Genomic DNA, 25,911 nt, shown 5'->3' with positions numbered 1-25,911 from the left:
AGTAATTTTAATGAAGCCCACGAAAGTGGGTTTTTGATATATTTATACTTAGTCACTAAACATACATATACCACCACTACCATACAAACCGAAATTTAATAACATGGTAGTTAAGTGATGAAAAAGAGTTTATTGGGCGGCCTTATTCTGTCTTTGTGTACGACTCCAGCTTTTGCATTAAATATTTTATTGGTTAACGATGACGGCCTAACCAGCAATATCAAAGCACTTTATGACGAATTAAAAGCAAATGGGCATAACGTGGTTGTGTCTGTACCGTGTTCACCACAAAGTGGTCGCGGTGGCGCAATTGTGATGTACAGCTCAACAACAATTACCGCGGATAATGATAAGCAAATTGCGGCTGAAAATGGTTGTCACAACGGCGCAGCACCAATTGGCGCACCTGCCGCTGGATCTTTTACCAAAGCGGGTTATACCAATGGCGACTGGAACTACACGCATGGCACACCAGTCATGGCAACAGTTTATGGACTAGACGTGGTTGCACCAAAACGCTGGGGTAAAGCACCAGACCTAGTTTTATCTGGCCCGAATGAAGGCCAAAATGTCGGAAAAGTCGTTGTACACTCTGGCACCATTGGCAATGTACAGTTTTCGGCAGGTCGTGGCATTCCGTCTATTGCATTAAGCGCCGATACCAACACGGTAGATGACAAAACTTTAAACAACCCTAACTCTGCAATTGTGGCAAAGCAAACTGTAGTGTTATTAAAAGAATTACAAGCTAAGGCAGGCAAGGGCCAATTGTTGCCAAAAGGCATTACCCTCAATGTGAATTTTCCTAAAAATTTAACAACCAGCACGCCGTTTGCATTTTCAAAAATTGGGTCTTATGACTTATATAAGCTGAAATTCCAAGTGACTAAAGACAATAAAGGCAATAACCAGTTTGGTCTAGGAATCGATGCGGCACCATCGGCCCCAACTGCCGCTCAAATGTCGGATGAAAGCGCTGTAATGCAAAGTAAGATTGCTGTGACTGCAATGCAAGTTGCTTATGACCAACGACCAGCAGGTCAAGAATGGCTTAAAATCCGTTTAAAAAGCTTATTTAACAAGTAAGGAGCAAGACCATGAAACGTTGTTTATTGGTTTTACTCCTTGGGCTTGGATTGGCGGCTTGTAATGACAATGATCATGATGACCAAGTCTCGACTGGAAAACCTGCACTAGCACCGAGCTTAGATGTCGGAACTTATATTATTAGTACCGAAACTGATCAAGAATTACCTATGGCGGGTAAATACTATTCTGGTGCAGATGGTTCTAAATTATTGGTTTTAGATGATGACGAAAACCGTGCCAAGATTGTGATGAGCTACGATGCCAAAAATAAATCTTGGCAAAGCAACCAGTCTAATCAGGCGATGACAGTCGAATTAGCACATTATGAAAAAATTGCTGATCAAAAACTTTTGCTTAATCAATTGGTTGGCACCTACGATTTATCGTTTCCAGATGGAACGACGGTAAATGCCGAGGTGAATGCACAAGGTAAAATTGTCTCGAAAGACCCAAATTGTGTGTTTACGGGTGTTATTACTGAAAGTGCATTAGCCAATACAGCAAACTATCAACTGACCGATAATCAGTGTGATACGCTAAAAAATAACTCGAAAGGTTATGTTGTGGTAGATGAAGACTTAGAGCCTATGAGTTTTAGACTCGTATCTGACACGGTTGCATCAAAAGACATTTGGGCTTTTGCACAATCTTAAAAATAAAAAAGGCAACGGATTTATTTCGTTGTCTTTCACTCCAACCTATCTTGCGCCGTTGAAACAATCAACATGGTTTGAAGGTAATAATCTACACGTGATTGATTATTTTCTTTATGTGAATTATGCGCATTAAAGGCTGCGTCATGAAGTTTCACGACTCGAGCAATTGGATTCAAACCACAACGAATCAAATATTCTTCGCGTGTTTCAGTTTCTCGTTTAGTTAATGCATCTACTGCATCACGGACTTCTTTTCCAAATAAGCTTTCGATTTTGTCTAGGGTAAGAGGTGTATCTTCAACACTATCGTGGAGAAGGGCTGTAATAATATAGACTTCTGAAAATCGGTGCTCAATTAATGAATTGACCACACCTTTAATATGGTAATCAAAGTAATCATGAGAACCATACTTTTGACCTTGATGAGATTCTTTTGACAATTTCTCTGCTAATTCAACTTTATTTTGAGTCATTTTTTGCTCTTATTACTTTAAGTATATGACATGGCCTAATGGGTGAGATGGGGCGCTTAAGTCATAATTTTATACTGGATAAGCTACTTTGTTGTGAATACTCTCGTTTGTTTGGTGAATCTCCACAATGTAATATTCAACATATGAGAACGGATAAATAAATTATTGCTATCTATAAATATGAGATGCGCAAAAATTTGCTCACTTTTATCTAAAATAAATCAAATTGAGCAAATATATTCACAAAAACTTATTTTTATAGTATTTTTGAGAAAATAATTGCTCATTTGTACTAATGAAAAAATTAACGATACAAGCTTTACTAAATAAAAACTGGATAGATATAGCAGAGCTAAAACTGCTGGAACCTAAGTTGGGTTCGGCTAGCGCCAGTGAACTAGAGTATGAGTTGAATTATGCAATTCAATATTTAGACAGACGAGATGAGCACGCCTGTAGTTTATCACTTCCTGTACAAATTCTTATCAAACACGAATCGGACACATGGTTTGGCTTTTTAGATGATATTGTTCCATCTGGCGCTGCACGCCGTTATTGGGTGAATTATCTAGATTTACAACGCTTAACCTATGCGGAACAAGAAAGTATTCTATTAGAAAAAGGTGGGATGGCACCTGTTGGTAATTTACGAATTAAAGAAGCATTGCCTCCACTAAACCCAGAGTCAACCTTGCACTTACGTTATTTTAGTAAGGAAGATGTAGCTGAGCGTAATATTGATTTTCTGGAATATGCTCAACAAATGGGAGCAATTAGTGGTGGTGCAACTGGTGCAGGCGGTGAAGCTCCCAAGTTGCTTATTCGTGTTTCACCAGAACAAAAAGTCTGGATTGACACCTACCAAGAACAATTTGATCAGCCAGATCAGCATTATTTAGTTAAATTTCCGCGAAATAAACGTAGCGAGATTGATTGCGATATTCTCAGAGCTGAATATTATTACTATCAAATACTCAATGAGTTAGGTTTCAATACGATAGAGACGACTCAAATGCAGCTTATTGAAGGTACAAAATATCCGTCATTGTGGCTTCCAAGATTCGATACAGAATGGTGTGATCAATATTGGCACCGCTATGGTCTAGAGTCTGTGTATTCTGTACTAAATAAGTCTTCTGGTAGTCATCTTAATCATTTCGAAGTCATTGAAGATCTATGTAGATTACTCACAAGCATTGACTCAGATTTTGATGTACCACAATTTGTTTGTGAGTGGTTACAACGAGATTTACTCAATATCATTTTTGGTAATTCAGATAACCATGGGCGTAATACATCGTTTATAAAAAAATCTGGAAAAATTTATCTTTCGCCTATTTATGACTTTGCACCTATGAAAGCCGATCCGGAAGTTGTGACCAGATCGACGACTTGGGGAAGTCCGTACGAGGAAGGTGGTGAATACCGGTGGGCGCAAATTACACAAAAACTTGCTCCTTGGTGCGATCCCGATTTATCTCTAGCAACATTAAGGACTTTGGCGAATAACCTGCTTGGCTTAAAGCAACGATTAGTTGATAAAGGTGTACCCAAACAAATTATTGAAATGCCAGCACTGTCATTTGATTACATAGAAGCTAAATTGAAAAGATGGGAACTGCTATGAATGTAAAAAATCAAACCCAAGACCGTCAGCAGATTCTTATAGATTTATATAAACAATATTTGTTGAGTGAGATTACTTTGGGGCAATTGCTATCGTATTTACGCAAAAATGTGTTGGGTTTGTCGCAAGAACAATATGCTAATTTGGTGGGTATAAGCCGTCGGACTTTAACGGACATTGAGCAGGATAAAGGTAAACTCACTCAGTCTGTGTTAGATAAAGTGTTTAAACCACTTGGTTTAAAAGCAGGGCTTGTACCTACGCATGAACATATTGTTAGCAAAATTATAAAGCCAAACGAGTAAGTAACTACTTAAACGTTCACAAGGGTACGCTTGTGAACACCAAAATGATAATTTTTGAACCAATCTAATATATAAATTTTTGCAACTTTAAAATTTAACTTAATGATATAAAAGCAGATTGTAAATATTACTTAAGAATATCCTTAATTATGTAATTAAATGAAAAATAATAATTATTTAAATATTTTCTAGCCAATTTCACATTGACACTTCAAATATTGAAGATTACCATTTGCGGGCTGGCCTACATTGCCAGACGGTTTTAGCAGACCGTATACGACCGCATCAGAATATATTCCTTCTGAGGGATAGTTCTATGTGTACCTCTCGTCTCTTTCCCGTAGCGGTAGGACGGGAGAGGGACACCTTCGGGTGTGCTGGTTGTCGTACCAGTCTGCTAACCCTCTTTCGTTCTGCCACCATAAATCTAATGTCTTGGCAGAACTCCATAAATAAGGAGTTAGCTTTGCGCATCCATCATTTCTTGGCACCCATTGCCAAAAGCTATAACAATACAGCTTAAAAACATTTAACGCAGCTTGATCGCCGTAAGGCTTATTCAGGCTTTAGCTCGTTATTACTTAAAACTTCGAACAACTAAAACTTGAGATGTGCTGGGCACAGTCTTTAGGGCTTTGCTATGCCTTTTTTTCTCCCAAAAAAGTCAGCAGTTTTTTATATCTCATTTATATACAACAAAAATTTAATTTATAACGGTAAAAATATGCCAAATTTAACTCTCCCAACACGTGCATTAAAAGTTGTAAATACATCAATTGAGTTATTTCACCGCCGCGGTTTTCATATTGTGGGCGTCGACAGACTTGTGAAAGAGTCTGAAATACCAAAAATGACATTTTATAACTACTTTCAATCTAAAGAACGGTTAATTGAAATCTGCCTAATGGTGCAAAAAGAACGACTCCAAGAAAAAGTGGTTGCTATGGTCGAATACGACCACCACACAAACGCAATCGATAAACTCAAAAAACTCTATGTTCTACATACCGATGTAGACGGGCTGTACTACCTGTTATTTAAAGCTATTTTTGAAATCAAAAATACCTACCCAAACGCATATACAACCACCGTGAGATATAGAACATGGTTAATGAATGAAATCTATAGCCAACTTAGAGCACTTAAACCCGATGCTTCCTTTACCGATGCCAAACTCTTTTTATATATGATCGAAGGCGCCGTCATTCAGCGATTAAGTTCCGATGAAGTTGATGAAAGGGTGTTGGAGGTGTTTTTGAGGGGGATGTCGGCAACTAAGATTTAAGTTGTAGAGCGGATCTTTGATTATTTGATATAAAATGAAGCGATACGATTTTAAAATGACAATTAAAAAACAAGAGGAAAAATGAATCAAATATTGACAATTTCTACATTTATCATAGGGTTATTGACTTTTGTTATTGCCTATATAGTTTATTTTAATAATTCTAAAGGAGATGTGGTTGTATATGCTAAAGTTGATATGAGCAGACAGGGTATTATTTTATTAATTATTCACAATATTGGTAAGGGTATTGCTCAAGATATAAAGTTTTCTGGTACTGATTATCTTCTAAAAAATTCATCAGACATTGATATAGGTGCCTTTAAGGTAGGGACTCCCATACTTTTTCCTGATGAAAAGTTAATTTATTGCTTGGGTACATACCCTACATTAAAGAAATCATTACCGGATTATCCTTTAAAGATTTCTATTACATTCCATAGTAAGATCGCCTTATATCCTTATAAAAGAAAAATTAAGAAAGTGGTAACAGTAGATATGAATGCTTTTAGTGGTGTTGATATTGGTGAATCAACTTTTGAAAGAGAAGTAAGAAATTCATTAAAGGAAATAGCTTCCTCATTACGAAAGATGTCCTCGTAAGAGAATATTGTTGACTGAATTAGAGATTGTCTTAGTACAGAATTTAGAAATGGGGCTTTTTTATAAGCCCCAAGATTTTATTTTACAGCTTCTAAATTTTTTCGACTTGCAAGTAGATGGATATCCTTAGAATTAGGAATTAGAGAAAGTTTCCTTAAAATATTATGTTGAGTTTCAGGAGTCCAATAAATTTTCAAATTTTGACGAGCTCTAGTAATAGCTGTATAAAAAATACTATGAGTTATTTCATCTTCATTAGCATCAGTAATAACCACTTTCACTGAATCATATTCGAGTCCTTGAGCTTTATGAATAGAAACAGCATAAGCTACTTGGAAGGGAATAGTGGAATATGAAGAATCATCATCTTCATCACTAGAAATTGCATTGAAAACAGAAAAGCGAATAATTGAATCTTTTACCCAATACAGTTCCGTGCCCCAAACACTAGATTCATCCAAAGATCTATCTAGTTCTATGTCAAATTGAATACCTTCAGCAATTTCAATAATATCTATAATTTTTCCTTTAAGATTATTATAAATCACAGGTTTAAATCTTTCTGTTTCTGAAAATAATATTGGATCACCTACTTTATAAGTTGATATACCCCAAGAAACAGCTTTTCCTTGATTACTACTTTGAAGAAATCGATTAATGTTATTTATCCCATATAACCCATCGTAATTGAGACAGAGAATAATTTCATCTTCGAATTTTTTTTCAAATAATGCATTATCTAATATAGTTGTATAATTGTTACGAACCATTATCTCAGCAATATCATCTTCAATATATCTAACCTTATGCCAAAAATTTAATAAATTTTTATTAGATGTTCTATAAGGATTAGTTAGCTCAAATACAGATTTTTTAGGTATAAATGATTTAATTATATTAAACCAGTTACCAAATTGTATTGATTTAATTTGATATATATCGCCTATAAAAACTATTAATTTGCAAGATGTTTTTTCTAAAACATTTAAGATATCAGTGTTACTTACAGTACTACATTCATCAATGATCATAAGATCATATTCAGCAGAGTTATATCTACTAATATGACTTTTAATAGTACGAAAATCTGAGTTTTGTGCACTTATTTTACGTTTGAGATTATCTATAGCAGGATTTGTGTGAGCGAGAAAAAGTTTTTGTTTATCATTAAAGTAGTGCGCTATATGGTCAACCATAGTAGATTTACCTGTACCAGCTGCACCATAAATTATAGCTATTTTAGAATCACTGAATAATTGTTTTATAGCAATAATTTTGAGAGGATCATCAATTATTATCGAAGAGGAGTTTAACCAGAGCTCTACAGCATGTGAGTATCCAGCTATACCTGAATCAGAATAACTCTGTAACTTTTTAATGATTTTATAAGTATCATTTTCATATTGATTGATAAATATATGGCCTTTATCAAAAACTAATTTTCTATTTTCTTTATGTGAGTGATAGAGTTGGTTGTTATATTTGTCGATTAGTTTTTGAGTTGATCCAAAATACTCTACTTCTGCTAATGGTGTATAAAGAATACCATTTTGCTCAATATTGTTTTTTATACGCCGAGCTAAAAATTCCTGATTTCTTTCCTCAGAATTAATACATTCTAATAAATCTCTTAATTTAGGATTGTGTCCTCTTAATGATGTACAGAAAGGCATTTCCTCAAATGGGATACAACTATATGAAAGTTTTAAATTCGAAAGATATGAACAACCTCTGGAATCATACTGTGCTTTGATAACTTGATTATTCATTTTTAAAAGCAAATACCTAAGAATATTATAACCACGTGATTTGGTCTTATTTAAATTTCTGATCGTATCTAATATTTTAAATATTTGGATGTTGCTCAAGTCATTGTTAACCGAAAATCTTTTAATATTTAAATATAAGTTTTCTTCCATGTCAATTAACTCGAGTAAACTTCCTGATCTTTCAGTTAGCCAACCCATTAAAAAGTTATACTCAGTTGATTTTGTATTAACCTGTATTTTAAGGTCTAATATTTTTGCAAAATTATTAAATTCACATTGTCTAATTGCTATTTTCCAGTTTCGGATAATAATAATTGGCATATGATAACCTAAAACTTCAATAGAGGCGTTTTGCAAAGTTAAAGTACAAGCATAATTTTTAGATATATCTATATTAGTAAAAGCAATTATTCGATCATGTTTATTGACTTTATTGATAGCCCTATAAAATGTAACTTCATAGTAAATGTAACCTCCAATAAAAAAAGGGCGAGTCTTATGAATATAATATCTTTCAGTCTTATAATTTTGAGAATCGCTGTGGTTTATATTATTAATTTTATTTGCAATTTTTTCATGATACTCACGTAAAGAAGGATCTAGGTCAATAGGGAAAGACTCTAGATTAGATAATATTGAAATATTAAAATCATTTTTTAATAAGTTTCGTATTCTGTATAAATACTCATAATACTTTAACATTAATCGCTCAGATGAATCACCATCTAAGGTATAATGGGAAGAACTTATCTGTATTAACTTATGAAATCTTCCAATAAAATTATACTTTGATTTGCTTTTGATAAAGGATAAACCAGACTCAATAAGATGATAATTAAATTCTATGTTTAATTGATTAGTCTCTAATAGAACTGCTACACCTTCTATTAGGTTACGTAATTGAGAAAGAATATTTTGTGAAAGGATTTCTCTTTTTTCTGTAAATACTTCAATATTCTGTGAAATAACATTACTTGCATTCTGAATTTGCGAATAAACGGTTGTCATTTAATTACCCCATTTTTCTAAAATATTTATCAAAGGATTTATCTAAAAAATAGTATATGTTGTTCTTTTTACAATACATACATAAATTTATTAATTTAGATTAATTCAAAGAACACACTGCTTGCTACATTTAAGAAATGTGAATGACTAACATGACTTAAACTTGCTCACTTTGAATAGCCACTAATTTTTTAGATACCGTTATGTTAGATAATATAGCTAATTAACTAGGTGTTTTATAAGTGGCAAAAGATATACCGATAAGTTCAAGATTGAGAGTGTTCGGCAATTAACAAAGAAAGGGGAAAAGAATTGCAATGTTAATGGTCACCGGCAGAGCTTTAATAGATCTAAAAAAAATGTTTTCACATATATAGCAAGATTGGATTTGTCCGCGTGGGTGAAATTACAAATTTTGCATTAAGTTCAAACGGAAACTATAACGGCACCACTATTTATTATAAAAGGCTGGTTTGAAACTAGAAATAACTATCCAAAGACGCATAAACAACTACCGTGAAATATAGAATGTGGCTCATAAGCTCGAATAACGTTGATGAGATGGTTTTGGAGGTATTTTTTAGTGGGATAGGGTGAGTTGTAACGTAGATATTTCTTTTTACGTAAAGAATTAAAAAAGCCCTGAATATTCGGGGCTTTTCATTTAAATTTACTTTAATGATTCTGGTACATAATTTGGTGAATCAGTACCATAAAGTGATTCAATATCTGCATCATACAAAGACTTATATCTATCTTTTGATGCGACATCTTTAGTCTCATCAATAAATTTCTGTATTTTAGCTTTATAGTCAGTGTGACCAGCTTTATACATTTCAGTTAAATATACAAATTCGGCATCTCTGTACTGGGGATCATTTTTGCTTGATGATTTACTCAATTCGGTTTGTATGAGTTGGGCAGAAGCTTCGTGACACTGTTGAATTTTTACTTTGACCTCATTTAATTTTTCAAGCAATGTACATCTAAACATTATTCGTTGAGGTAAGGGTTTCTCTTTGATTTGTTGCTCATTTAACTCATAAGCCTCTTTATACATACCAGACAGCATATAAATATTCATCAATGCCATTTCTCTTTGTTTCTTGGCAGTAACTTTCTTAATTTCAGGTATTAAAGGTGCTAAAGTTTGTTTTATCTTTTCATCTTCACTAGAAGTCACAACATCATTTGTGATTGTTTCATATCTATCTAAAATCGCTTTATCACTTGCTGATAATTCCGTTTTTACGTTTTGAGAACTGTTTTTCGCAGTAGTATCTACCTTTGTTTGTTCATTTGATGCCTTGCTACAAGCAGTAACTCCAAATACAGAAATGAGAACAATAGTACTGATTAATTTTCTATTCATGATTTACGTCTTGATGCTGAATTTAAAGTAAAAGAGAAGCGAGTGTGAGGTGGGTTTGGTCGAACAGTACCGCCATCAAATTTTGCGGTGTAACCCATAGTTAAAGTTGCTTCTATAGTTGATAAATCAGGTTTAGGTAGAGTTACCTTACACTGACCTACAGGCTCCTTAGAGTTTTCTGTTGACCAAACGCCTTTTCCCTTTTCCAAACGTGTTTTTCCTAAACTCTGATTGTTATGCACAAGATCAAGTGTTGCGTATGGAAAAATTGTAGCATCACCGCTTAATGTTGGAGGAAGCATAGAAACTGTCACGAAAAGTTCTTGCCCTTTTAGAATATAAGTAACTATGAAGGTGCATACACCTGAAACAGCCTGACTAATTGCCCCAAAAATATTTTTCTTATCTTCATCGTACGGGAAAATACCATTTGTAAATTTTACATATTTCGTTGTGTTTTGCTCGATGTAGTAGTTCTCATATTTATCTTTAACAAAGCTGTCTGTGGCTGGTTGTTTCTGTGAAATTGGAGCTGATGAAGATTTTGCAGCCGATGATGCAGCGCCACCACCGTTATCCTGAACAACTAAGTTTTGCTTAGGCAGTAATTTGCAACCACAAGAGAGTGAATCATTAACACGAGCAGCGGCTTTACCAAAGATCTGCATGTTTGGATCACCAGAGACAATTGTTGCGACAACTTTATGAGTTGGGCATGTAGCTTTATCACCGACACAGGCAACGGGAATACCGTCAATGAGGAACATACTGTTCCCCGAAATTACTTGGCCACCACCAGAGGTCGGGCAGCCTATTGTTATATATGGTGTTGCCAAATCTATTCCTTCTTATTTTCATGAAGTGGTGGAATGATAGCAAAGAGGGGTAGACAGTGCTGTATAGTTTTATTTATCAGGATGCACAGCCCATACGATCAATAATAATATGATTTAAAAAGATAGGCATAGGTTCTTTAAAATAAATTTTTATGTCATTCTCTTTAGAGATTAAATGTTTATTCGAGTAACTTTATGAGGATGGTCGTTAAAAATGAAGTCTTTCCTTATATATGATTCATTGATAAAAAGATATGTTTTATTAACTGTAGGGCTAATTGTTATTGCCTTTATGATAGCTATCTTTTTTAAAGGGGAACTTGAAATTGATTTTGCGATTGGGGCTGTTTGCGGCTATTTAAATATTTTTCTATTGTTAAAGAATTATAGATTTCCACTTATTCCCGAAGTTAAAGAAGATAGTGATGACCTTGTTATGTATACAAGGGTTAGTCTTCTTATTTTTTTTGTTTTGATAGAGTTTGGTTTTTTACTTGTCGCATTATTTTAAATTTTTATGAATGTATGATTAAGAATGAATTAGAAATGATTAGAGTTTTGCTGCTAATTAAATAGACACGGATATCTCAACAACATCCGTGTCCGAAAAGACCTAAAATGAATTATGGTTTTTCTCTGCCAAGAACATGGTCTGTTTAAGCTGTTTACGGTTGAAACCTAAAAACTCAATCACATTTCTAAACAGTACGGGTGCTTTAGCAATCGGAGTATTTATTTTAGGTACAACAGTCATATCTTTACGCCGTTCTATGCTTTCAACTACACCCGAGACAACTTCATCAATAGTTATATATTTCCAAATACCCGAGTTACCTTTCCACACAGCTTTACCTGCTGGGTCATTTTGAATATTGTCCATTAATGGTGTTTTAAAGAAAGTTGGATGAAGGCTACCAACGCCTACATTCAAATATTTTAATTCTAGTCGAAGGCTATCGCATAAAGCCCAGACGCCTGCTTTACTCGAAGTATAGTGAGTGTTTAATGGGGAGTGGACGAAAGCTGCCATTGAGGACACAGCCAGTAAGTATCCCTGAGTTTGTTTTACATACGGTATAGCTGCGCGAAAAGTACGAAATACCCCTGTAAGGTTAATATCGATGGTTCGCTCAAAAGTTTCTGGTGCCATATGTTCTAGTGCTTCGGTTGAAGCTATGCCAGCATTTGCAATCACCACATCAATTTTACCGAAGTGTTGAGCTGCATTTGCCATAGCCGTTTCTAGGCTTTCCAAAGAGCGTACATCGGCTACCCAACCTGCGGCAATGCTTTGCCCACCTAGCTGTTTTGCCTAACTTTCAACTTTGTTAAGGTCTAAGTCTAGGAGTGCTAATTTTGCGCCTTTGGCTTGTAATGCTTGGGCAATCACAAGTCCTAGTCCACCTGTTGAACCTGTAATTACGACAACTTTATCTTTTAATTTGTATTTAGACATATCAGATTTCCAGACATTTTTATAAATGAGCTTTAAGGCAATGGATTATTTCTGGACAGTTTTAGATTCACTTTCAAGTTGTTGAAGTAATCCCTGCAATTTCTTGTGGCGGATAACCATTGCATCACTAGCTGCACTAAACATTCCGCGTAATATCGAGAACGGAACCCAGCGCACTGGAGCAAAAATCCGTGGCTGTCGGCGCTGTACACCTTTTACAATTGCTTGCGCCATATATTCCGGAGAAATAGGCTTGCGCAACCATGCTGGAAATGCTGCTTCAATCATCTTCGTTACAGTTGCATTACCCCCAAAGGCAACCTTAGCGATTGGTGTTGCTGTCCAACCCGGATAGACAACACTAGCGGTTGCGCCAGTATATGCAATCTCTGTACGGAGACAGCGTCCGAGCATTTCTACTGCTGCCTTTGAAGCCGCATATGGAGCGTTTGCCATTCCATTGACGAAGCAATAAACAGAAGAGGTTATGAGGATTTGTCCTTCGTTGCGAGTCACCTCTGGTAAGGCAGCACGAACTGTGCGCCAGACACCAAGTAAATCAACTTCAACAATCTTATCGAACTCAGCTTCATCACAGCTAGCAATTGTCGAAGCACCATCACGCCATGAGATACCTGCATTGGCGAAAGCTATATCAAGGTGTCCAAAGTGTTTTATTGTTTTCTGGACTACATCTTTTGTGGCTACTGCATCACTAACGTCTAGCGCTAAAGGTAAAACACGAGACGCCTCAAATTCAGATGCAAGTTTATCTACAGCTTCCTGTTGCATATCGGTGAGTACCAAGTTTGCACCTAATGCATAAAATTCACGGGCTGTTGCTGCACCAATTCCTCCAGCGGCTCCTGTAATTAAAACAACTTTTTTGTTCAGGTCATATTTCATGGACTTTCTCCAAATGTTTTAAATTTACTGTTACTTGACTGGAACGATGCGTTTAAGAAAGTCGATCTGATCACGAACAACACGCTCAAAAGCTTCTCCAACGTAAATTTCAAAATGACCATCGGCGTAGTGCTTAATTTCATGATTGGGTGTATGGCTCGCATGACGCAATGTTGTTTTTGAGGGGGCAACAGAGTCGGTATCACAGACACAAAACAACACAGGCGCTTGAATACGTGATGTCTTACGGCCTGGGTAATAGCGTATGATGTCGAGTACAAAACGGGCAGCGACATGGTTTGGAATATTTGAACCTGAAGGCATGAGCGCGAGATAGCCTGAATAAGCATCAGGTGCATTCATTAATGCTGTATGTCCTGATGGTGCTGCAAGAGGTACCATGACTGGCTTGGCGCCGAGTATTGATCCAATCTTGTCTTTTAAAGCGAGTCCCGTGAGCTTGAGGGTCGTTATTGGGTTCATTGCCATGCTAGATGAGAAACCATCAGTGAAGGGGCATTGTGATATAACAGCAGCAAGTCGGTTATCATCAGCAGCTGTTGCCAGCACATGGCCTCCACCGAAAGAAGTTCCCCATATAACTACGCGGTTTGGGTCAATTTTGTCTAGGCTACGTGCATAGGCAATGGCGGCTTTCCAGTCTTCGAGCTGACTTTTTATATCTAGTAATTGTCGAGGTTGTCCTTCGCTATCACCAAAATAGCGATAATCAAACACTAAACAAGCATAACCCTCTGCCACAAAGCGCTCTGCAAAAGCAGTTAAACGCATTCTTCGAGTACCACCCAGACCGTGTGCCATCACAATAATTGGTGTAGTGGCCTCAGTCGCAGGACGATATAAATAGGCACTGCATTTCATGCCATTTGAATTAAACTGAATATCTAGTGGCGCTTGGGGCACATTATTTAGACTTTTACCCATCGTATTTTTCTCAATATTGGCTATAACCCTATCTTCTGAAAAATAATGAGATAGGGCTTGATGAAAGCTGCCATATTGCTTGACACTTTGCGCCAAAATTTGGATTGAGCAGGTGTGTTTAGTCATTTGCTTTTGTTTAAAAGCTTTAAGTACACTAATTGATAATTGGCGCCAAATTAGAACTATACGGAATGAATGGATTGAATAAGCCGTTGTATAGAAGAAGGATTTCTGAAATCTATGTTCAGTTATTATTTGAATATCTAGAAAAACTAGGACATAACCCAGAAAAGGTGCTGGGTGAACCATGGCCTAAAGCAGATTCAAATCATTTAGAAGGCGTAGATATCGACCATTGGGAAAATCTTCTCATTATTGCTAAAGATTATTTAAATGACCCGTTCATTGGTTTACATGTGGGGCAAACCATTACAGCTCAGCATCTGGGTGTATTAGGGTCAGTATTTCTTGCTTGTGAAAATCTGGGGGCAGTTTTAGAAAGGTTTGAGCGATATCAGCGGCTTGTCTATGATGTTTATCCAGCCACTGTTCGTATTTATACTGAATATGTAGAGCTTTCATGGGATACAAAAGGTGAGCAAGTCGGCCCTTTATCGGACGAAACTGGCCGTACCGTTATAGTTCAATTTTGCCGTAGTCTCATTAGAGGAAAAGAAAGACTTAAAGAAATACATTTTATTCATGAACGGCCTGAAAATGTTCAGCCTTATGAGGAGTATTTTGGTTGTCCTGTGCTTTTTGAGCAACCCGTGGCACTGATGCGTTTCGATAAGGAAATCTTAAGTCTACCGCTTAAAAACTCCGACGCGGCCTTAGTTGCCATACTAGAAAAACATGCTGACAAGTTACTGGCAAGTCTGCCACATATTGATGAAATTACAGACCAAGTCCGTAAACAGATTGCTTACTTACTTCATCAAGGCGAACCCACTATTGAACAGCTTGCAGAGCGATTAAATTATTCACGTAGAACCTTGCAACGCCGTTTAACCGAGGCAGGTACGAATTTTCGGAAAGAATTAAATACTGTCCGTTACGAATTAGCAAAATCGTATTTAAAAGATCTAAGGCTACAAATTGTAGAAATAGCTTTACTGTTAGGTTATGCCGAGCACAGTCCATTTACACGGGCTTATAAAGAGTGGTCGGGTAAAACACCACAACAAGCTAGAGAAGAAATGAATGAGTTAAGGTAGAACTTCCATACTATAAGTTCTACCTTTTAGCTCTATACAAATGCTTTAAAAAAGATATGCAGATGTTTTGAGTGTTCATTCATCGTTTAATGCACATTCAAAATTACTTGGGTTTTCTTTACATCTTACTTTTTTCAAAAAGTTCATCATTTTTGGGTCGTAGATACCTGCTTTGGTTAGCTGTATACGAGCCTCGCGCATCATTTTCATATAGTTTAATTGTTCATTTTTAGGAATATCCATCCAATATTTTGAAGGAATATCACTTTCATATTTGGCAATAATACCAAATGTTCTATTGAGTTGGCTGGCTACCCAAGTTCGAGACTTTTGCCCAAAACCTGCTGGAAACTGATCTTTACGAATAATGAAATTTGCCGAAATTTGAGTCAAAGGAAAACGAACAATTGCTCCTTTCTCACCTAAACCTTTGTAGAGTTCAAAAGGTTTAAATGCCACAATAGGAGCGGGCACAATATCAATTTCATGGTTATTAAATTTTGCACCGGCATTGGTAACGTCTACCGATACAGCCTGACCACCGACATGTTGAACAAGCTTTGGCTGGGCTTCATCGTATTTAAATACCCCAATTTTTTTACCGGCAGCCTTCGCGAGAGTATTTATACTTCGATCATTTACAAATAAATAGGCAGGACCAATTGTGCCTAAACCTGCAATTTCATAAGGACCTACCACCATGTTTTTTGCGGCCATGGGTGAGGACAACAGCTTATAAGCATTAATTGCCGTTTTCATATTTGTTAATGCACCAACAGCATCTAAAGATCCTGTATATTTATTAAACTGACGGCCACGTAAACCGCTAATAATAGCGCCATCACATTTTCCAACTTTCAAATCTTCAGCAGCTACACGTTCATCAACATATGCTTTTAAAGATAGATCAGCTCCCCAATTTTTGGCTTCAAGTGCATAATCTTTGGCTAAAGCGAAAGCATCTCCCGATTTACCAATTGGGTCAAATACACAGACGACTTGTTGTTTTGCATAAAGAGTTGTTGTTAAACATGTACTTGTAATAAGTAAAATAGCTTTAAAACGATCCATATCTAGTTATCCATTATTTAAATTATAAAAATTATTTTATAAATCTTGGTAAGGTTTGATATGGCATTTCAATAAAAATTTTAAGTGAAAAAGTCAAAAGACAGCTTGGGATCAGGAAGTCATTTAGTTATTCATAGAAATTTTTATGGTGAAAACACTTTTCGAGCCTTGATTGCTATATTGAATAGTGCCTTTCAGTGCCATAACAATTGCATGTACAACAGCAAGACCTAAACCTGTGCCGCCAAATTCTTTATTCCTTGATTCTTCTAATCTAAAGAAAGGCTTAAATAAATCGTCTTGGAACTCGGTTGCAATGCCGGGGCCTTCATCTTCAATTTTTAATATCCAGTTTTGTGATGCTACTTCCGAGGAAATTTTAAGTTTACCTGCATTTGAATAGCGAATCGCATTATCAATTAAAGCAATTAAAACTTGCTCAATACGACGGTGGTCGCAATATACAGGAGTGGACGTTAGGTCAAGTTCTGGTACTAGCTTAGCTTGATCCAAACGATGTTCAAATGCTTTAAGAACTTTTTCAACTACCGCCTTCAAGTCAAACAATTCATAATTTAACCGGAGTTGCTGGTTCTCTACTAAGCTTAAAGTCCGTAAGTCTTCGACTAAGTGAGATAAACCTTCAACTTGATTTAAAAGACTTTTAAATAGAACTTCATCAGGTTTAAAAACGCCGTCGATGATGCCTTGTAAACGGCCTTGTAAAATTGTAATAGGCGTTCTTAGTTCATGAGCTATAGCTGCATTCCAAACCTGCGCATTTTTAACGGAAACCTCTAGCTTTTGAGCCATATCATTAAAATTATATAAAAGCTCCGACATTTCGGCGGAGTGAATTCTATTATCGTAAGCTCTAGCAGAGAGGTCGCCGTGACTAATTTTTTTTGCTGCTTCGGCTAAGAAATTAATTGGCACAATAAAACGCTTTGCAAGGCGCATGCCAATCACCAATGAAATAATACAGCCGCAAAAGATAACAGTGGCTAACCAGATCCAGTCTACAAAATGAAAACTGGTCCAATCTTCTTGTTGAAATGAGCTTAAACTAATCCAGCCTTTTTCAATCGCATAGTTATAAATCACATACCCCAGTACTACAGAAAATAGCGTAACGCTTAAATTCACAATAGTTAAGGCAATAAAAAGTTGCTTACTAATTCCTAACTTACTTTTCATAAAATATTCCCTAGCTATTTTTTAATATTATTTAGGCATCATCTTTTACAGCTAGGGGATTATCTAGTCTATATCCCACGCCACGCACATTAATTAACATTTGAAATATGCCTTGTTCTTCTAGTTTTTTTCTCAGCTTACTTACATGGCTATCTACGGTTCTCTCTAGTGCATCGCTATCATTCATGCAGTGATTCATAAGTTCTCCGCGCGTAAAAACTTTATGAGGCTGATCAATCATGAATGAAATAATTTTATATTCAGTCAGCGTCAGATTAAGCAAGATCTTCTTATTCTCAGAGTGTATATAAACGCTATGAGTGTCGGTATCAATTTCAATATTTTTATAGAGTTTATTTTTATTAGTTGCCTTGTTTGCAAACTGAGTACGTCTTAAGACTGCCTGAACTCTAGCGATGACTTCATTTGGGTTAAAAGGCTTCACCACAAAGTCATCTGCACCTATGCGTAATGCCATAACTTTATCAATATCTTGATCTAGCGCCGTCAACATGATCACGGGAGTCTGAGCTTTTTGGCGTATTTTATTTAATACTTCCCAACCGTTTAATTCGGGTAATTTAATATCAAGTAAGATTAAATCGATGGGTTGGCTCGCATGCAATTCAATCGCTTGCTTTCCATTCATGGCCCGAATAACACTCATGCCTTCACGTTTTAAATAATTTTCAATAATGTCGCCAATATCGTAGTCATCTTCTACCACAAGAATAACTTTATCTTGGCAATCAAAAGAAAAAGAATGATCAAACATAGAAAATCTGGCTATAGAAAGTGCTTCAACTCATCATACGCTAAATTATCCGTATTTCTCCACACTTACTCCATACTTTAGTGATTATCCCTACACACTCATCAAAAATAATACGAACATCAAAAACTCACTAGGTTTGGGCAGTATGCAAAAGCATCTTTTACTTCCTTTATTTTTATCTATTGGGCTGATATTACAGGGGTGTGATTCAAAAGAAGTCGCTCAAGCTGAGCCACCACCGGCTAAAGTCAGTGTATTAAGCATTCAACCGCAATCGGTAAATTTTAGTGAAAATCTTCCTGCACGTGTACATGCGTTCCGTACGGCGGAAATCCGTCCGCAAGTCGGAGGTATCATTGAAAAGGTTCTATTTAAACAAGGTAGTGAAGTTAGAGCAGGGCAAGCCTTATATAAAATTAATTCCGAGACTTTTGAGGCAGATGTAAATAGCAATAGAGCTTCTCTCAATAAAGCTGAAGCTGAGGTGGCAAGACTCAAAGTTCAGTTAGAACGTTATGAGCAACTTTTACCAAGTAATGCAATTAGTAAGCAAGAAGTGAGTAATGCCCAAGCTCAATATCGTCAGGCTCTAGCCGATGTGGCTCAAATGAAAGCATTGCTGGCCAGACAAAACCTGAATTTGCAATATGCAACAGTTCGAGCGCCTATTTCTGGGCGTATTGGGCAATCTTTTGTCACTGAAGGTGCATTGGTCGGTCAGGGCGATACCAATACGATGGCAACTATTCAACAGATTGATAAAGTCTATGTTGATGTAAAGCAATCAGTTAGTGAGTATGAGCGCTTACAAGCTGCGCTACAAAGCGGAGAATTATCAGCAAATAATGACAAAACCGTTCGTATTACCAATAGTCACGGGCAACCTTATAACGTCACAGCAAAAATGTTGTTTGAAGATATTAATGTTGATCCGGAAACGGGCGATGTCACATTCCGTATTGAAGTTAATAACACTGAACGAAAATTACTTCCGGGTATGTATGTGCGTGTCAATATTGATCGTGCTTCTATTCCTCAAGCGCTATTGGTTCCGGCGCAAGCCATCCAACGTAATATCAGTGGCGAGCCTCAGGTATATGTCATCAATGCCCAAGGGACAGCGGAAATTCGTCCTATCGAAATTGGACAGCAATATGAGCAGTTCTATATCGCTAACAAAGGCTTAAAAGTCGGTGATAAAGTCGTTGTTGAAGGTATTGAGCGTATTAAGCCAAATCAAAAATTGGCATTGGCAGCATGGAAAGCACCAGCCGTGGCAAATCATGCTTCACGTGTAGAAACCAAAACTTCTATAGCTGAAGGGGTACAACCATGATGTCACAATTTTTTATTCGTCGTCCCGTTTTTGCTTGGGTTATTGCGATCTTTATTATTATATTTGGATTGCTGAGTATTCCTAAACTGCCAATTGCACGTTTTCCAAGTGTGGCCCCGCCACAGGTGAATATTAGTGCGACTTATCCTGGTGCTACAGCTAAAACCATTAACGATAGCGTTGTAACCTTAATTGAGCGCGAATTATCGGGTGTAAAAAATCTACTCTACTATAGTGCGACAACAGATACCTCCGGTACAGCAGAGATTACCGCTACATTTAAACCGGGCACAGATGTGGAAATGGCTCAGGTCGACGTTCAAAATAAAATCAAGGCTGTAGAAGCTCGCTTACCGCAAGTTGTACGTCAGCAAGGCTTACAGGTTGAGGCTTCATCGTCCGGATTTTTAATGCTGGTCGGGATTAACTCTCCAAATAATCAATATTCCGAAGTTGATTTGAGTGATTATTTGGTTCGAAATGTTGTAGAAGAGCTAAAACGTGTCGAAGGTGTAGGGAAGGTTCAATCTTTCGGTGCCGAGAAAGCTATGCGTATTTGGGTCGACCCGAATAAGCTTGTTTCTTACGGTTTATCGATTAGTGATGTGAATAATGCCATTCGTGAAAATAATATCGAAATTGCACCCGGCCGACTTGGTGATTTACCAGCTGAAAAAGGCCAGCTCATTACGGTTCCATTGTCAGCGCAAGGTCAGTTATCAAGTGTTGAGCAATTTAGGAATATCAGCTTAAAAAGCAAAACCAACGGAAGTGTAATTCGTCTGTCCGATGTTGCCAATGTAGAAATAGGTTCACAAGCATATAACTTTGCCATTTTGGAAAATGGTAAGCCTGCTACCGCGGCTGCAATTCAATTAAGCCCGGGTGCTAACGCCGTGAAAACTGCCGAAGGTGTTCGAGCAAAAATTGAAGAATTGAAGCTAAATTTACCGGAAGGCATGGAATTTAGTATTCCTTACGACACCGCGCCGTTTGTCAAAATTTCAATTGAAAAGGTAATTCATACATTACTTGAAGCCATGGTTCTGGTTTTCATTGTGATGTATCTATTTTTACATAATGTCCGCTATACGCTTATTCCAGCAATTGTGGCGCCTATTGCCTTACTCGGTACTTTTACCGTGATGTTGCTTGCCGGCTTTTCAATTAACGTACTCACCATGTTTGGTATGGTGCTTGCCATCGGGATTATTGTCGACGATGCCATTGTCGTGGTTGAAAACGTAGAAAGGATTATGGCGACTGAAGGATTAAATCCTAAAGATGCAACCTCTAAAGCAATGAAAGAGATTACCAGCCCGATTATTGGTATTACGCTGGTCTTGGCTGCAGTATTTTTACCTATGGCATTTGCGAGTGGTTCTGTAGGGGTAATCTATAAACAGTTTACCTTGACCATGTCGGTATCTATTTTATTTTCAGCGCTATTGGCACTCATTTTAACACCGGCACTTTGTGCCACAATTTTAAAGCCAATCGATGGGCATCATCAGAAGAAGGGGTTCTTTGCATGGTTTGACCGTAGTTTCGATAGAGTCACTAAAAAGTATGAATTGATGCTGCTTAAAATCATCAAACATACAGTTCCAATGATGGTGATCTTTTTAGTAATTACCGGTATTACCTTTGCCGGAATGAAATATTGGCCAACAGCATTTATGCCAGAGGAAGATCAAGGTTGGTTCATGACTTCGTTCCAACTACCTTCAGATGCAACCGCTGAGCGTACTCGGAATGTAGTCAATCAATTTGAAAATAATTTGAAAGATAATCCCGATGTAAAAAGTAATACCACCATTTTGGGATGGGGTTTTAGTGGCGCAGGACAAAACGTAGCTGTGGCTTTTACGACACTTAAAGACTTCAAAGAGCGGACTAGCTCTGCATCTAAGATGACAAGCGACGTTAATACTTCCATGGCGAATAGTACGGAAGGCGAGACTATGGCCGTATTACCACCCGCTATTGATGAGTTAGGTACTTTTTCAGGTTTCAGTCTACGTTTACAAGACCGCGCTAACTTAGGTATGCCTGCTTTACTGGCTGCTCAAGATGAACTTATGGCAATGGCAGCCAAGAATAAAAAGTTCTATATGGTTTGGAATGAAGGGTTGCCACAAGGTGACAATATTTCTTTAAAAATTGACCGTGAAAAGCTGAGTGCACTCGGTGTTAAGTTTTCTGATGTTTCAGACATCATTTCTACATCAATGGGTTCAATGTATATCAATGACTTCCCTAATCAAGGACGTATGCAACAAGTCATTGTACAAGTTGAGGCTAAATCACGTATGCAATTGAAAGATATCTTGAATCTGAAAGTCATGGGTTCAAGCGGTCAATTAGTCTCGTTATCAGAAGTTGTAACGCCACAATGGAATAAGGCACCACAACAATATAATCGTTATAACGGACGACCATCTTTGAGTATTGCTGGTATTCCTAACTTCGATACGTCATCGGGTGAAGCAATGCGTGAAATGGAACAGCTGATTGCGAAATTACCGAAAGGTATTGGCTACGAGTGGACAGGTATTTCCTTACAGGAAAAGCAGTCTGAATCACAAATGGCCTTTTTACTTGGTTTATCCATGTTAGTTGTCTTCCTTGTATTGGCTGCACTCTATGAAAGCTGGGCAATTCCACTTTCTGTGATGCTAGTTGTGCCACTCGGTATTTTTGGAGCAATCATTGCCATTATGTCTAGAGGGTTAATGAATGATGTGTTCTTCAAAATCGGGCTAATTACCATTATTGGTCTATCGGCAAAGAATGCAATTTTGATTGTTGAATTTGCGAAAATGCTGAAAGAAGAAGGCATGAGTTTGATTGAAGCCACTGTTGCCGCAGCCAAACTTCGCTTACGGCCAATTCTGATGACATCACTTGCATTTACGTGTGGTGTAATTCCATTGGTAATTGCCTCTGGTGCAAGTTCTGAAACTCAACATGCTTTAGGTACAGGAGTTTTTGGCGGCATGATTTCAGCAACCATTCTGGCTATTTTCTTTGTTCCCGTGTTTTTTATCTTCATTCTGGGTGCAGTAGAAAAGCTATTTCCCTCTAAGAAAAAAATCTCATCTTAAGTTCAATGCATCAGGGGAAATACTCAATTTCCTCTGATGCATTTTTACTGATCTGAATGAGAGAATATTACTAACTAATAAATGTCAGCCATTTATAGTCTTTGGGGTTTTAAATTTATATAAAAAGTCAGACTAGCCTATATTTTTTTACAGCTCTAAATATTTTTTCAAATAATAACCTGTTAAAGATTTTTCTGCTGAAAGCAAACCGCCAACAGTTCCTGAGAATACCAATTCACCACCTTTGTCACCCGCCAAAGGACCAATATCAACAATCCAGTCGGCTTGACTTATGATGTCTAAGTTGTGTTCAATCACAATGATTGTGTTGCCTTTCTCAACTAAGTTATTTAATAAACTAATTAGTTTTTCAGTATCAGAAGGGTGTAGACCTGTACTCGGTTCATCCAATACAAAAATATTATCTGTTTCATTAATTTGTTTTGTGAGTTTTAACCTTTGACGCTCACCACCCGAAAATGTATTTAAGCGTTGGCCGATTGCAATGTAGTCTAGCCCCAAACTCATCAAAGAATTAAATTGTTGCTGTAAAATTCGATCTTCAAAAAAGTTGCTTGCTTCTGCAACCGTCATTTTTAAAATTTCAGCAATATTTTTATCTTTATAAAGATATTTTAAAACTTCAGGTGCATATCCAGAACCATGACAAACATCACATGTCATTTCAACATCATCTAAAAATGCAAGTTCAATCCTTTCGATACCAGATCCTTTACATTGAGGGCAAGCACCTTCACTATTAAAACTAAAGAGCTTGGCACTTACTTTATTTGTTTTTGCAAATAGCTGACGAATCGGATCAAGAAGGTCAAGATAGGTCAATAAATTTGAGCGAATACTTGCAGTAATTGCAGATTGATCAACAACTTTTGTTTCAGGATATTGTTGTGGTAATACTTTACTTATTAATGTGCTTTTTCCTGAACCAGCGACTCCTGTAATAACGGTTAGACAGTTCTTAGGAATGTCGACATCAATATTTTTTAAATTGAATAAATGAGCATTTTTAATTGAAATCCATTCATTGCCCATACGTGGTTCTTTCTTATAGGTATTTGGCCTTCTAAAAAACGCACCTGTTAAACCTGATGAATTTTTTAATTCTTCAAAAGTTCCTTGGTAAATAATTTCACCGCCGTTGATACCAGAAAGAGGCCCCATATCAACGACATGATCAGCTGTCCTAATAAGATCAGGATCATGCTCAACCAATAAAACACTATTTCCCTTATCTCTAATTTTTTGAATAATTTTAATAATATTATCTAAATCTTTGGGGTGCAGGCCAATACTTGGTTCATCAAAAATATAGAGTAGGTCAACCAGACTATTACCCAAATGTTTAACCATTTTAATTCGTTGTGATTCTCCTCCCGACAATGTATTGCTGACGCGGTTAAGGTTTAAATAGCTGAGTCCAACGAGATTTAAATTATTGAGTTTATTTTTTATTTCGTGCAAAACGGTTTCAAATTTTTCACTTTTTATCGATTCGAGAAACTCTAAAAGACTTGATACGGATAGGGCCGTACATTCCGCAATATTTTTACCATTAATTTTACAAGATAAGGATTTTTGATTTAGCCGTTGTCCCTTACATAAGGAGCATTCTTTGATTGTAATAATTCGCTCAAGTTTATTTCTATAACGATTTCTTTCCTGTGCTTCACCTTTTAAAAAGTTACGCTCAAATCTGGGAATTAGTCCTTCATAAAGTGCGGTTTTTCTCCATTTACTTGTCGGGTTTAAAGGTTTGTGCTGAGGAGCATACAAAAATAAGTCCCATTCTTTTTCACTATAATCTTTTAATTTTTTATCTAAATCAAAGTAACCTGAATCTGCATATCGCGTCCAACGCCATGCTGTAGGTTGATAAGTAGGGAAGTCTATAGCACCTTCTTCATTTAAGGATTTATCTAAATCTAATATTTTGTAAATATCAATTGTTTGCTCGATTCCAATACCTTCGCATTGTGGACACATGCCATTTGGGTGATTAAAAGAAAAGACATTGGAGTATCCAACAAACGGCTCACCCATACGTGAAAATAACAAGCGAAGATTGGCATAAATATCCGTAATTGTTGCAACAGTTGAGCGAATATTGCCCGTTAAAGGTTTTTGATTAATAATCACAGGTACATTTAAATTTTCAATTTTATCAACGTCAGTAACACCAAAATGTTGCAAGCGATTACGTACAAAACTATCTTGAGTTTCATTAATTTGTCTTTGAGCTTCTGCGCCAATAGTCTCGAAAACTAAAGAAGATTTACCTGAACCAGAGACTCCAGTAAAGACAACGATTTTATGTTTAGGAATCTTCAATGAAATATTTTTAAGGTTATTTTGTCTGGCACCATAAATATTTATTGTTCTTTTAGTCATGTGTGATCACTTGAAATCAAAGATTTAACGTAAAGATAAGGTAAAATTGATGAGAAGGATGTATATGTTTCTTAAGAAAATAGTTTAAATATTTAACTTATAAGCCTTTCTATATATCAATAAGCAATAAGGGCACTGAAGAACAAGTTTTATAAATAAACACATTGTATAAAGTTCATGTTGTCAGATTTTGCTAACAGATAAGATTAAATTAATAGGGTTAAGGTTGACCCAAACAAGTAATAGAGAATTTCTTAAATTTGTTATGAATTAAATTAAATAAAGTTTTGCTGCATGTCTAGGAGTGAACTTATACCTAATCAATTTGTGGTGGATTACAGTAAAGGTCAAATGTAGCTAGAGCAACAACACAGAGTAAGCAAAGCCTTATATATGGTAGGTTTCCAAATCCTTTATTTAACATAATATACATTATACGAACAATTATTGTAACTCCAAAATAGAAATG

At 36.5% G+C, this 25,911-nt stretch carries 20 protein-coding genes and 2 pseudogenes; 11 read left to right on the top strand and 11 right to left on the bottom strand.

Annotated features, from left to right (window positions below; translation table 11 throughout):
* The first annotated feature begins 114 nt into the window (after positions 1–114).
* Positions 115–1,086 carry a 5'/3'-nucleotidase SurE gene (surE, locus tag RFX69_RS05480; protein WP_094081187.1) on the top strand — a complete coding sequence of 324 codons (972 nt, stop codon included), beginning with the start codon at positions 115–117 and terminating at the stop codon, positions 1,084–1,086.
* Positions 1,087–1,097: 11 nt separating this feature from the next.
* The gene (locus RFX69_RS05475; protein ID WP_289332735.1) at positions 1,098–1,742 is read left to right on the top strand and encodes a hypothetical protein; all 645 of its coding nucleotides are present in this window, start codon (positions 1,098–1,100) and stop codon (positions 1,740–1,742) included.
* 35 nt (positions 1,743–1,777) lie between these two features.
* Here RFX69_RS05475 and RFX69_RS05470 read toward each other — a convergent pair whose 3' ends face one another.
* Positions 1,778–2,218: an HD domain-containing protein gene (locus RFX69_RS05470; protein ID WP_000193138.1), complete on the bottom strand. Its 441-nt coding sequence runs from the start codon at positions 2,216–2,218 to the stop codon at positions 1,778–1,780.
* 295 nt (positions 2,219–2,513) lie between these two features.
* Here RFX69_RS05470 and RFX69_RS05465 point away from each other — a divergent pair, with 295 nt between their 5' ends.
* From RFX69_RS05465 to RFX69_RS05450, 4 genes are all read left to right on the top strand, one after another.
* The gene (locus RFX69_RS05465; protein WP_000737060.1) at positions 2,514–3,845 is read left to right on the top strand and encodes a type II toxin-antitoxin system HipA family toxin; all 1,332 of its coding nucleotides are present in this window, start codon (positions 2,514–2,516) and stop codon (positions 3,843–3,845) included.
* The gene (locus tag RFX69_RS05460) at positions 3,842–4,150 is read left to right on the top strand and encodes a helix-turn-helix domain-containing protein (protein WP_001101310.1); all 309 of its coding nucleotides are present in this window, start codon (positions 3,842–3,844) and stop codon (positions 4,148–4,150) included. Before RFX69_RS05465 ends, RFX69_RS05460 begins: the two co-directional genes overlap by 4 nt.
* 724 nt (positions 4,151–4,874) lie before the next feature.
* Positions 4,875–5,435: a TetR/AcrR family transcriptional regulator gene (locus RFX69_RS05455; protein WP_289332736.1), complete on the top strand. Its 561-nt coding sequence runs from the start codon at positions 4,875–4,877 to the stop codon at positions 5,433–5,435.
* A gap of 81 nt (positions 5,436–5,516) precedes the next feature.
* Positions 5,517–6,038 (top strand): hypothetical protein, encoded by a 522-nt coding sequence (locus tag RFX69_RS05450; protein ID WP_001071843.1) that lies wholly within the window; start codon positions 5,517–5,519, stop codon positions 6,036–6,038.
* Between the two features lie 77 nt (positions 6,039–6,115).
* Here RFX69_RS05450 and RFX69_RS05445 read toward each other — a convergent pair whose 3' ends face one another.
* Positions 6,116–8,815 carry an ATP-dependent RecD-like DNA helicase gene (locus RFX69_RS05445; protein WP_272294560.1) on the bottom strand — a complete coding sequence of 900 codons (2,700 nt, stop codon included), beginning with the start codon at positions 8,813–8,815 and terminating at the stop codon, positions 6,116–6,118.
* Between the two features lie 369 nt (positions 8,816–9,184).
* On the opposite strand from RFX69_RS05445, the pseudogene RFX69_RS05440 reads away from it, so the two are divergent.
* Positions 9,185–9,292: pseudogene (locus tag RFX69_RS05440) on the top strand (GNAT family N-acetyltransferase); the annotation flags it as partial.
* Positions 9,293–9,485: 193 nt separating this feature from the next.
* Here RFX69_RS05440 and RFX69_RS05435 read toward each other — a convergent pair.
* The gene (locus tag RFX69_RS05435) at positions 9,486–10,187 is read right to left on the bottom strand and encodes a hypothetical protein (RefSeq protein ID WP_001080410.1); all 702 of its coding nucleotides are present in this window, start codon (positions 10,185–10,187) and stop codon (positions 9,486–9,488) included.
* Positions 10,184–11,023 carry a PAAR domain-containing protein gene (locus RFX69_RS05430; protein ID WP_000235271.1) on the bottom strand — a complete coding sequence of 280 codons (840 nt, stop codon included), beginning with the start codon at positions 11,021–11,023 and terminating at the stop codon, positions 10,184–10,186. Before RFX69_RS05430 ends, RFX69_RS05435 begins: the two co-directional genes overlap by 4 nt.
* 214 nt (positions 11,024–11,237) lie before the next feature.
* Between RFX69_RS05430 and RFX69_RS05425 the strand changes: the two genes are divergently transcribed.
* A complete protein-coding gene (locus RFX69_RS05425) occupies positions 11,238–11,534 on the top strand; it encodes a hypothetical protein (RefSeq protein WP_000834645.1) in 297 nt (98 codons plus the stop codon).
* A 102-nt stretch (positions 11,535–11,636) separates the two neighbouring features.
* Here RFX69_RS05425 and RFX69_RS05420 read toward each other — a convergent pair.
* From RFX69_RS05420 to RFX69_RS05410, 3 genes and pseudogenes are all read right to left on the bottom strand, one after another.
* Positions 11,637–12,479, bottom strand: a pseudogene (locus RFX69_RS05420) (SDR family NAD(P)-dependent oxidoreductase).
* 45 nt (positions 12,480–12,524) lie between these two features.
* Complete coding sequence (locus tag RFX69_RS05415; protein WP_000872848.1) at positions 12,525–13,385, bottom strand: SDR family NAD(P)-dependent oxidoreductase; 861 nt, start codon at positions 13,383–13,385, stop codon at positions 12,525–12,527.
* 30 nt (positions 13,386–13,415) lie between these two features.
* On the bottom strand, positions 13,416–14,330 hold the full coding sequence (locus RFX69_RS05410) for an alpha/beta hydrolase (protein WP_272294578.1): 915 nt from the start codon (positions 14,328–14,330) through the stop codon (positions 13,416–13,418).
* Positions 14,331–14,521: 191 nt separating this feature from the next.
* On the opposite strand from RFX69_RS05410, the gene RFX69_RS05405 reads away from it, so the two are divergent.
* Positions 14,522–15,547, top strand: a complete 1,026-nt coding sequence (locus tag RFX69_RS05405; protein ID WP_001013808.1) for an AraC family transcriptional regulator — start codon at positions 14,522–14,524, stop codon at positions 15,545–15,547.
* A 75-nt stretch (positions 15,548–15,622) separates the two neighbouring features.
* On the opposite strand, the gene adeT1 is transcribed toward RFX69_RS05405, so the two are convergent.
* The 3 genes from adeT1 to adeR all read right to left on the bottom strand — a co-directional run bounded on the left by adeT1 (position 15,623) and on the right by adeR (position 18,590).
* Positions 15,623–16,618, bottom strand: a complete 996-nt coding sequence (adeT1, locus tag RFX69_RS05400) for a putative multidrug efflux protein AdeT1 (RefSeq protein WP_000373596.1) — start codon at positions 16,616–16,618, stop codon at positions 15,623–15,625.
* Positions 16,619–16,741: 123 nt separating this feature from the next.
* Positions 16,742–17,815: a two-component sensor histidine kinase AdeS gene (gene adeS, locus RFX69_RS05395; protein WP_289332737.1), complete on the bottom strand. Its 1,074-nt coding sequence runs from the start codon at positions 17,813–17,815 to the stop codon at positions 16,742–16,744.
* Positions 17,816–17,846: 31 nt separating this feature from the next.
* Positions 17,847–18,590: an efflux system response regulator transcription factor AdeR gene (gene adeR / locus RFX69_RS05390; protein ID WP_000459540.1), complete on the bottom strand. Its 744-nt coding sequence runs from the start codon at positions 18,588–18,590 to the stop codon at positions 17,847–17,849.
* A gap of 145 nt (positions 18,591–18,735) precedes the next feature.
* Between adeR and adeA the strand changes: the two genes are divergently transcribed.
* Both adeA and adeB read left to right on the top strand, forming a co-directional pair.
* Positions 18,736–19,926, top strand: coding sequence for a multidrug efflux RND transporter periplasmic adaptor subunit AdeA (adeA, locus tag RFX69_RS05385; protein WP_289332738.1), 1,191 nt, complete (start codon positions 18,736–18,738; stop codon positions 19,924–19,926).
* The gene (gene adeB, locus RFX69_RS05380; protein WP_289332739.1) at positions 19,923–23,033 is read left to right on the top strand and encodes a multidrug efflux RND transporter permease subunit AdeB; all 3,111 of its coding nucleotides are present in this window, start codon (positions 19,923–19,925) and stop codon (positions 23,031–23,033) included. Before adeA ends, adeB begins: the two co-directional genes overlap by 4 nt.
* A 147-nt stretch (positions 23,034–23,180) precedes the next feature.
* Here the strand turns inward: adeB and RFX69_RS05375 are convergent, their stop codons facing one another.
* The gene (locus tag RFX69_RS05375) at positions 23,181–25,442 is read right to left on the bottom strand and encodes an excinuclease ABC subunit UvrA (RefSeq protein WP_279977473.1); all 2,262 of its coding nucleotides are present in this window, start codon (positions 25,440–25,442) and stop codon (positions 23,181–23,183) included.
* Positions 25,443–25,911 lie beyond the last annotated feature (469 nt).

Origin of the sequence: Acinetobacter sp. 148, assembly GCF_031196675.1 — a bacterium.
Taxonomy (GTDB): Bacteria; Pseudomonadota; Gammaproteobacteria; order Pseudomonadales; family Moraxellaceae; genus Acinetobacter; species Acinetobacter baumannii.
This window is presented reverse-complemented; position numbering and strand designations above follow the sequence as displayed.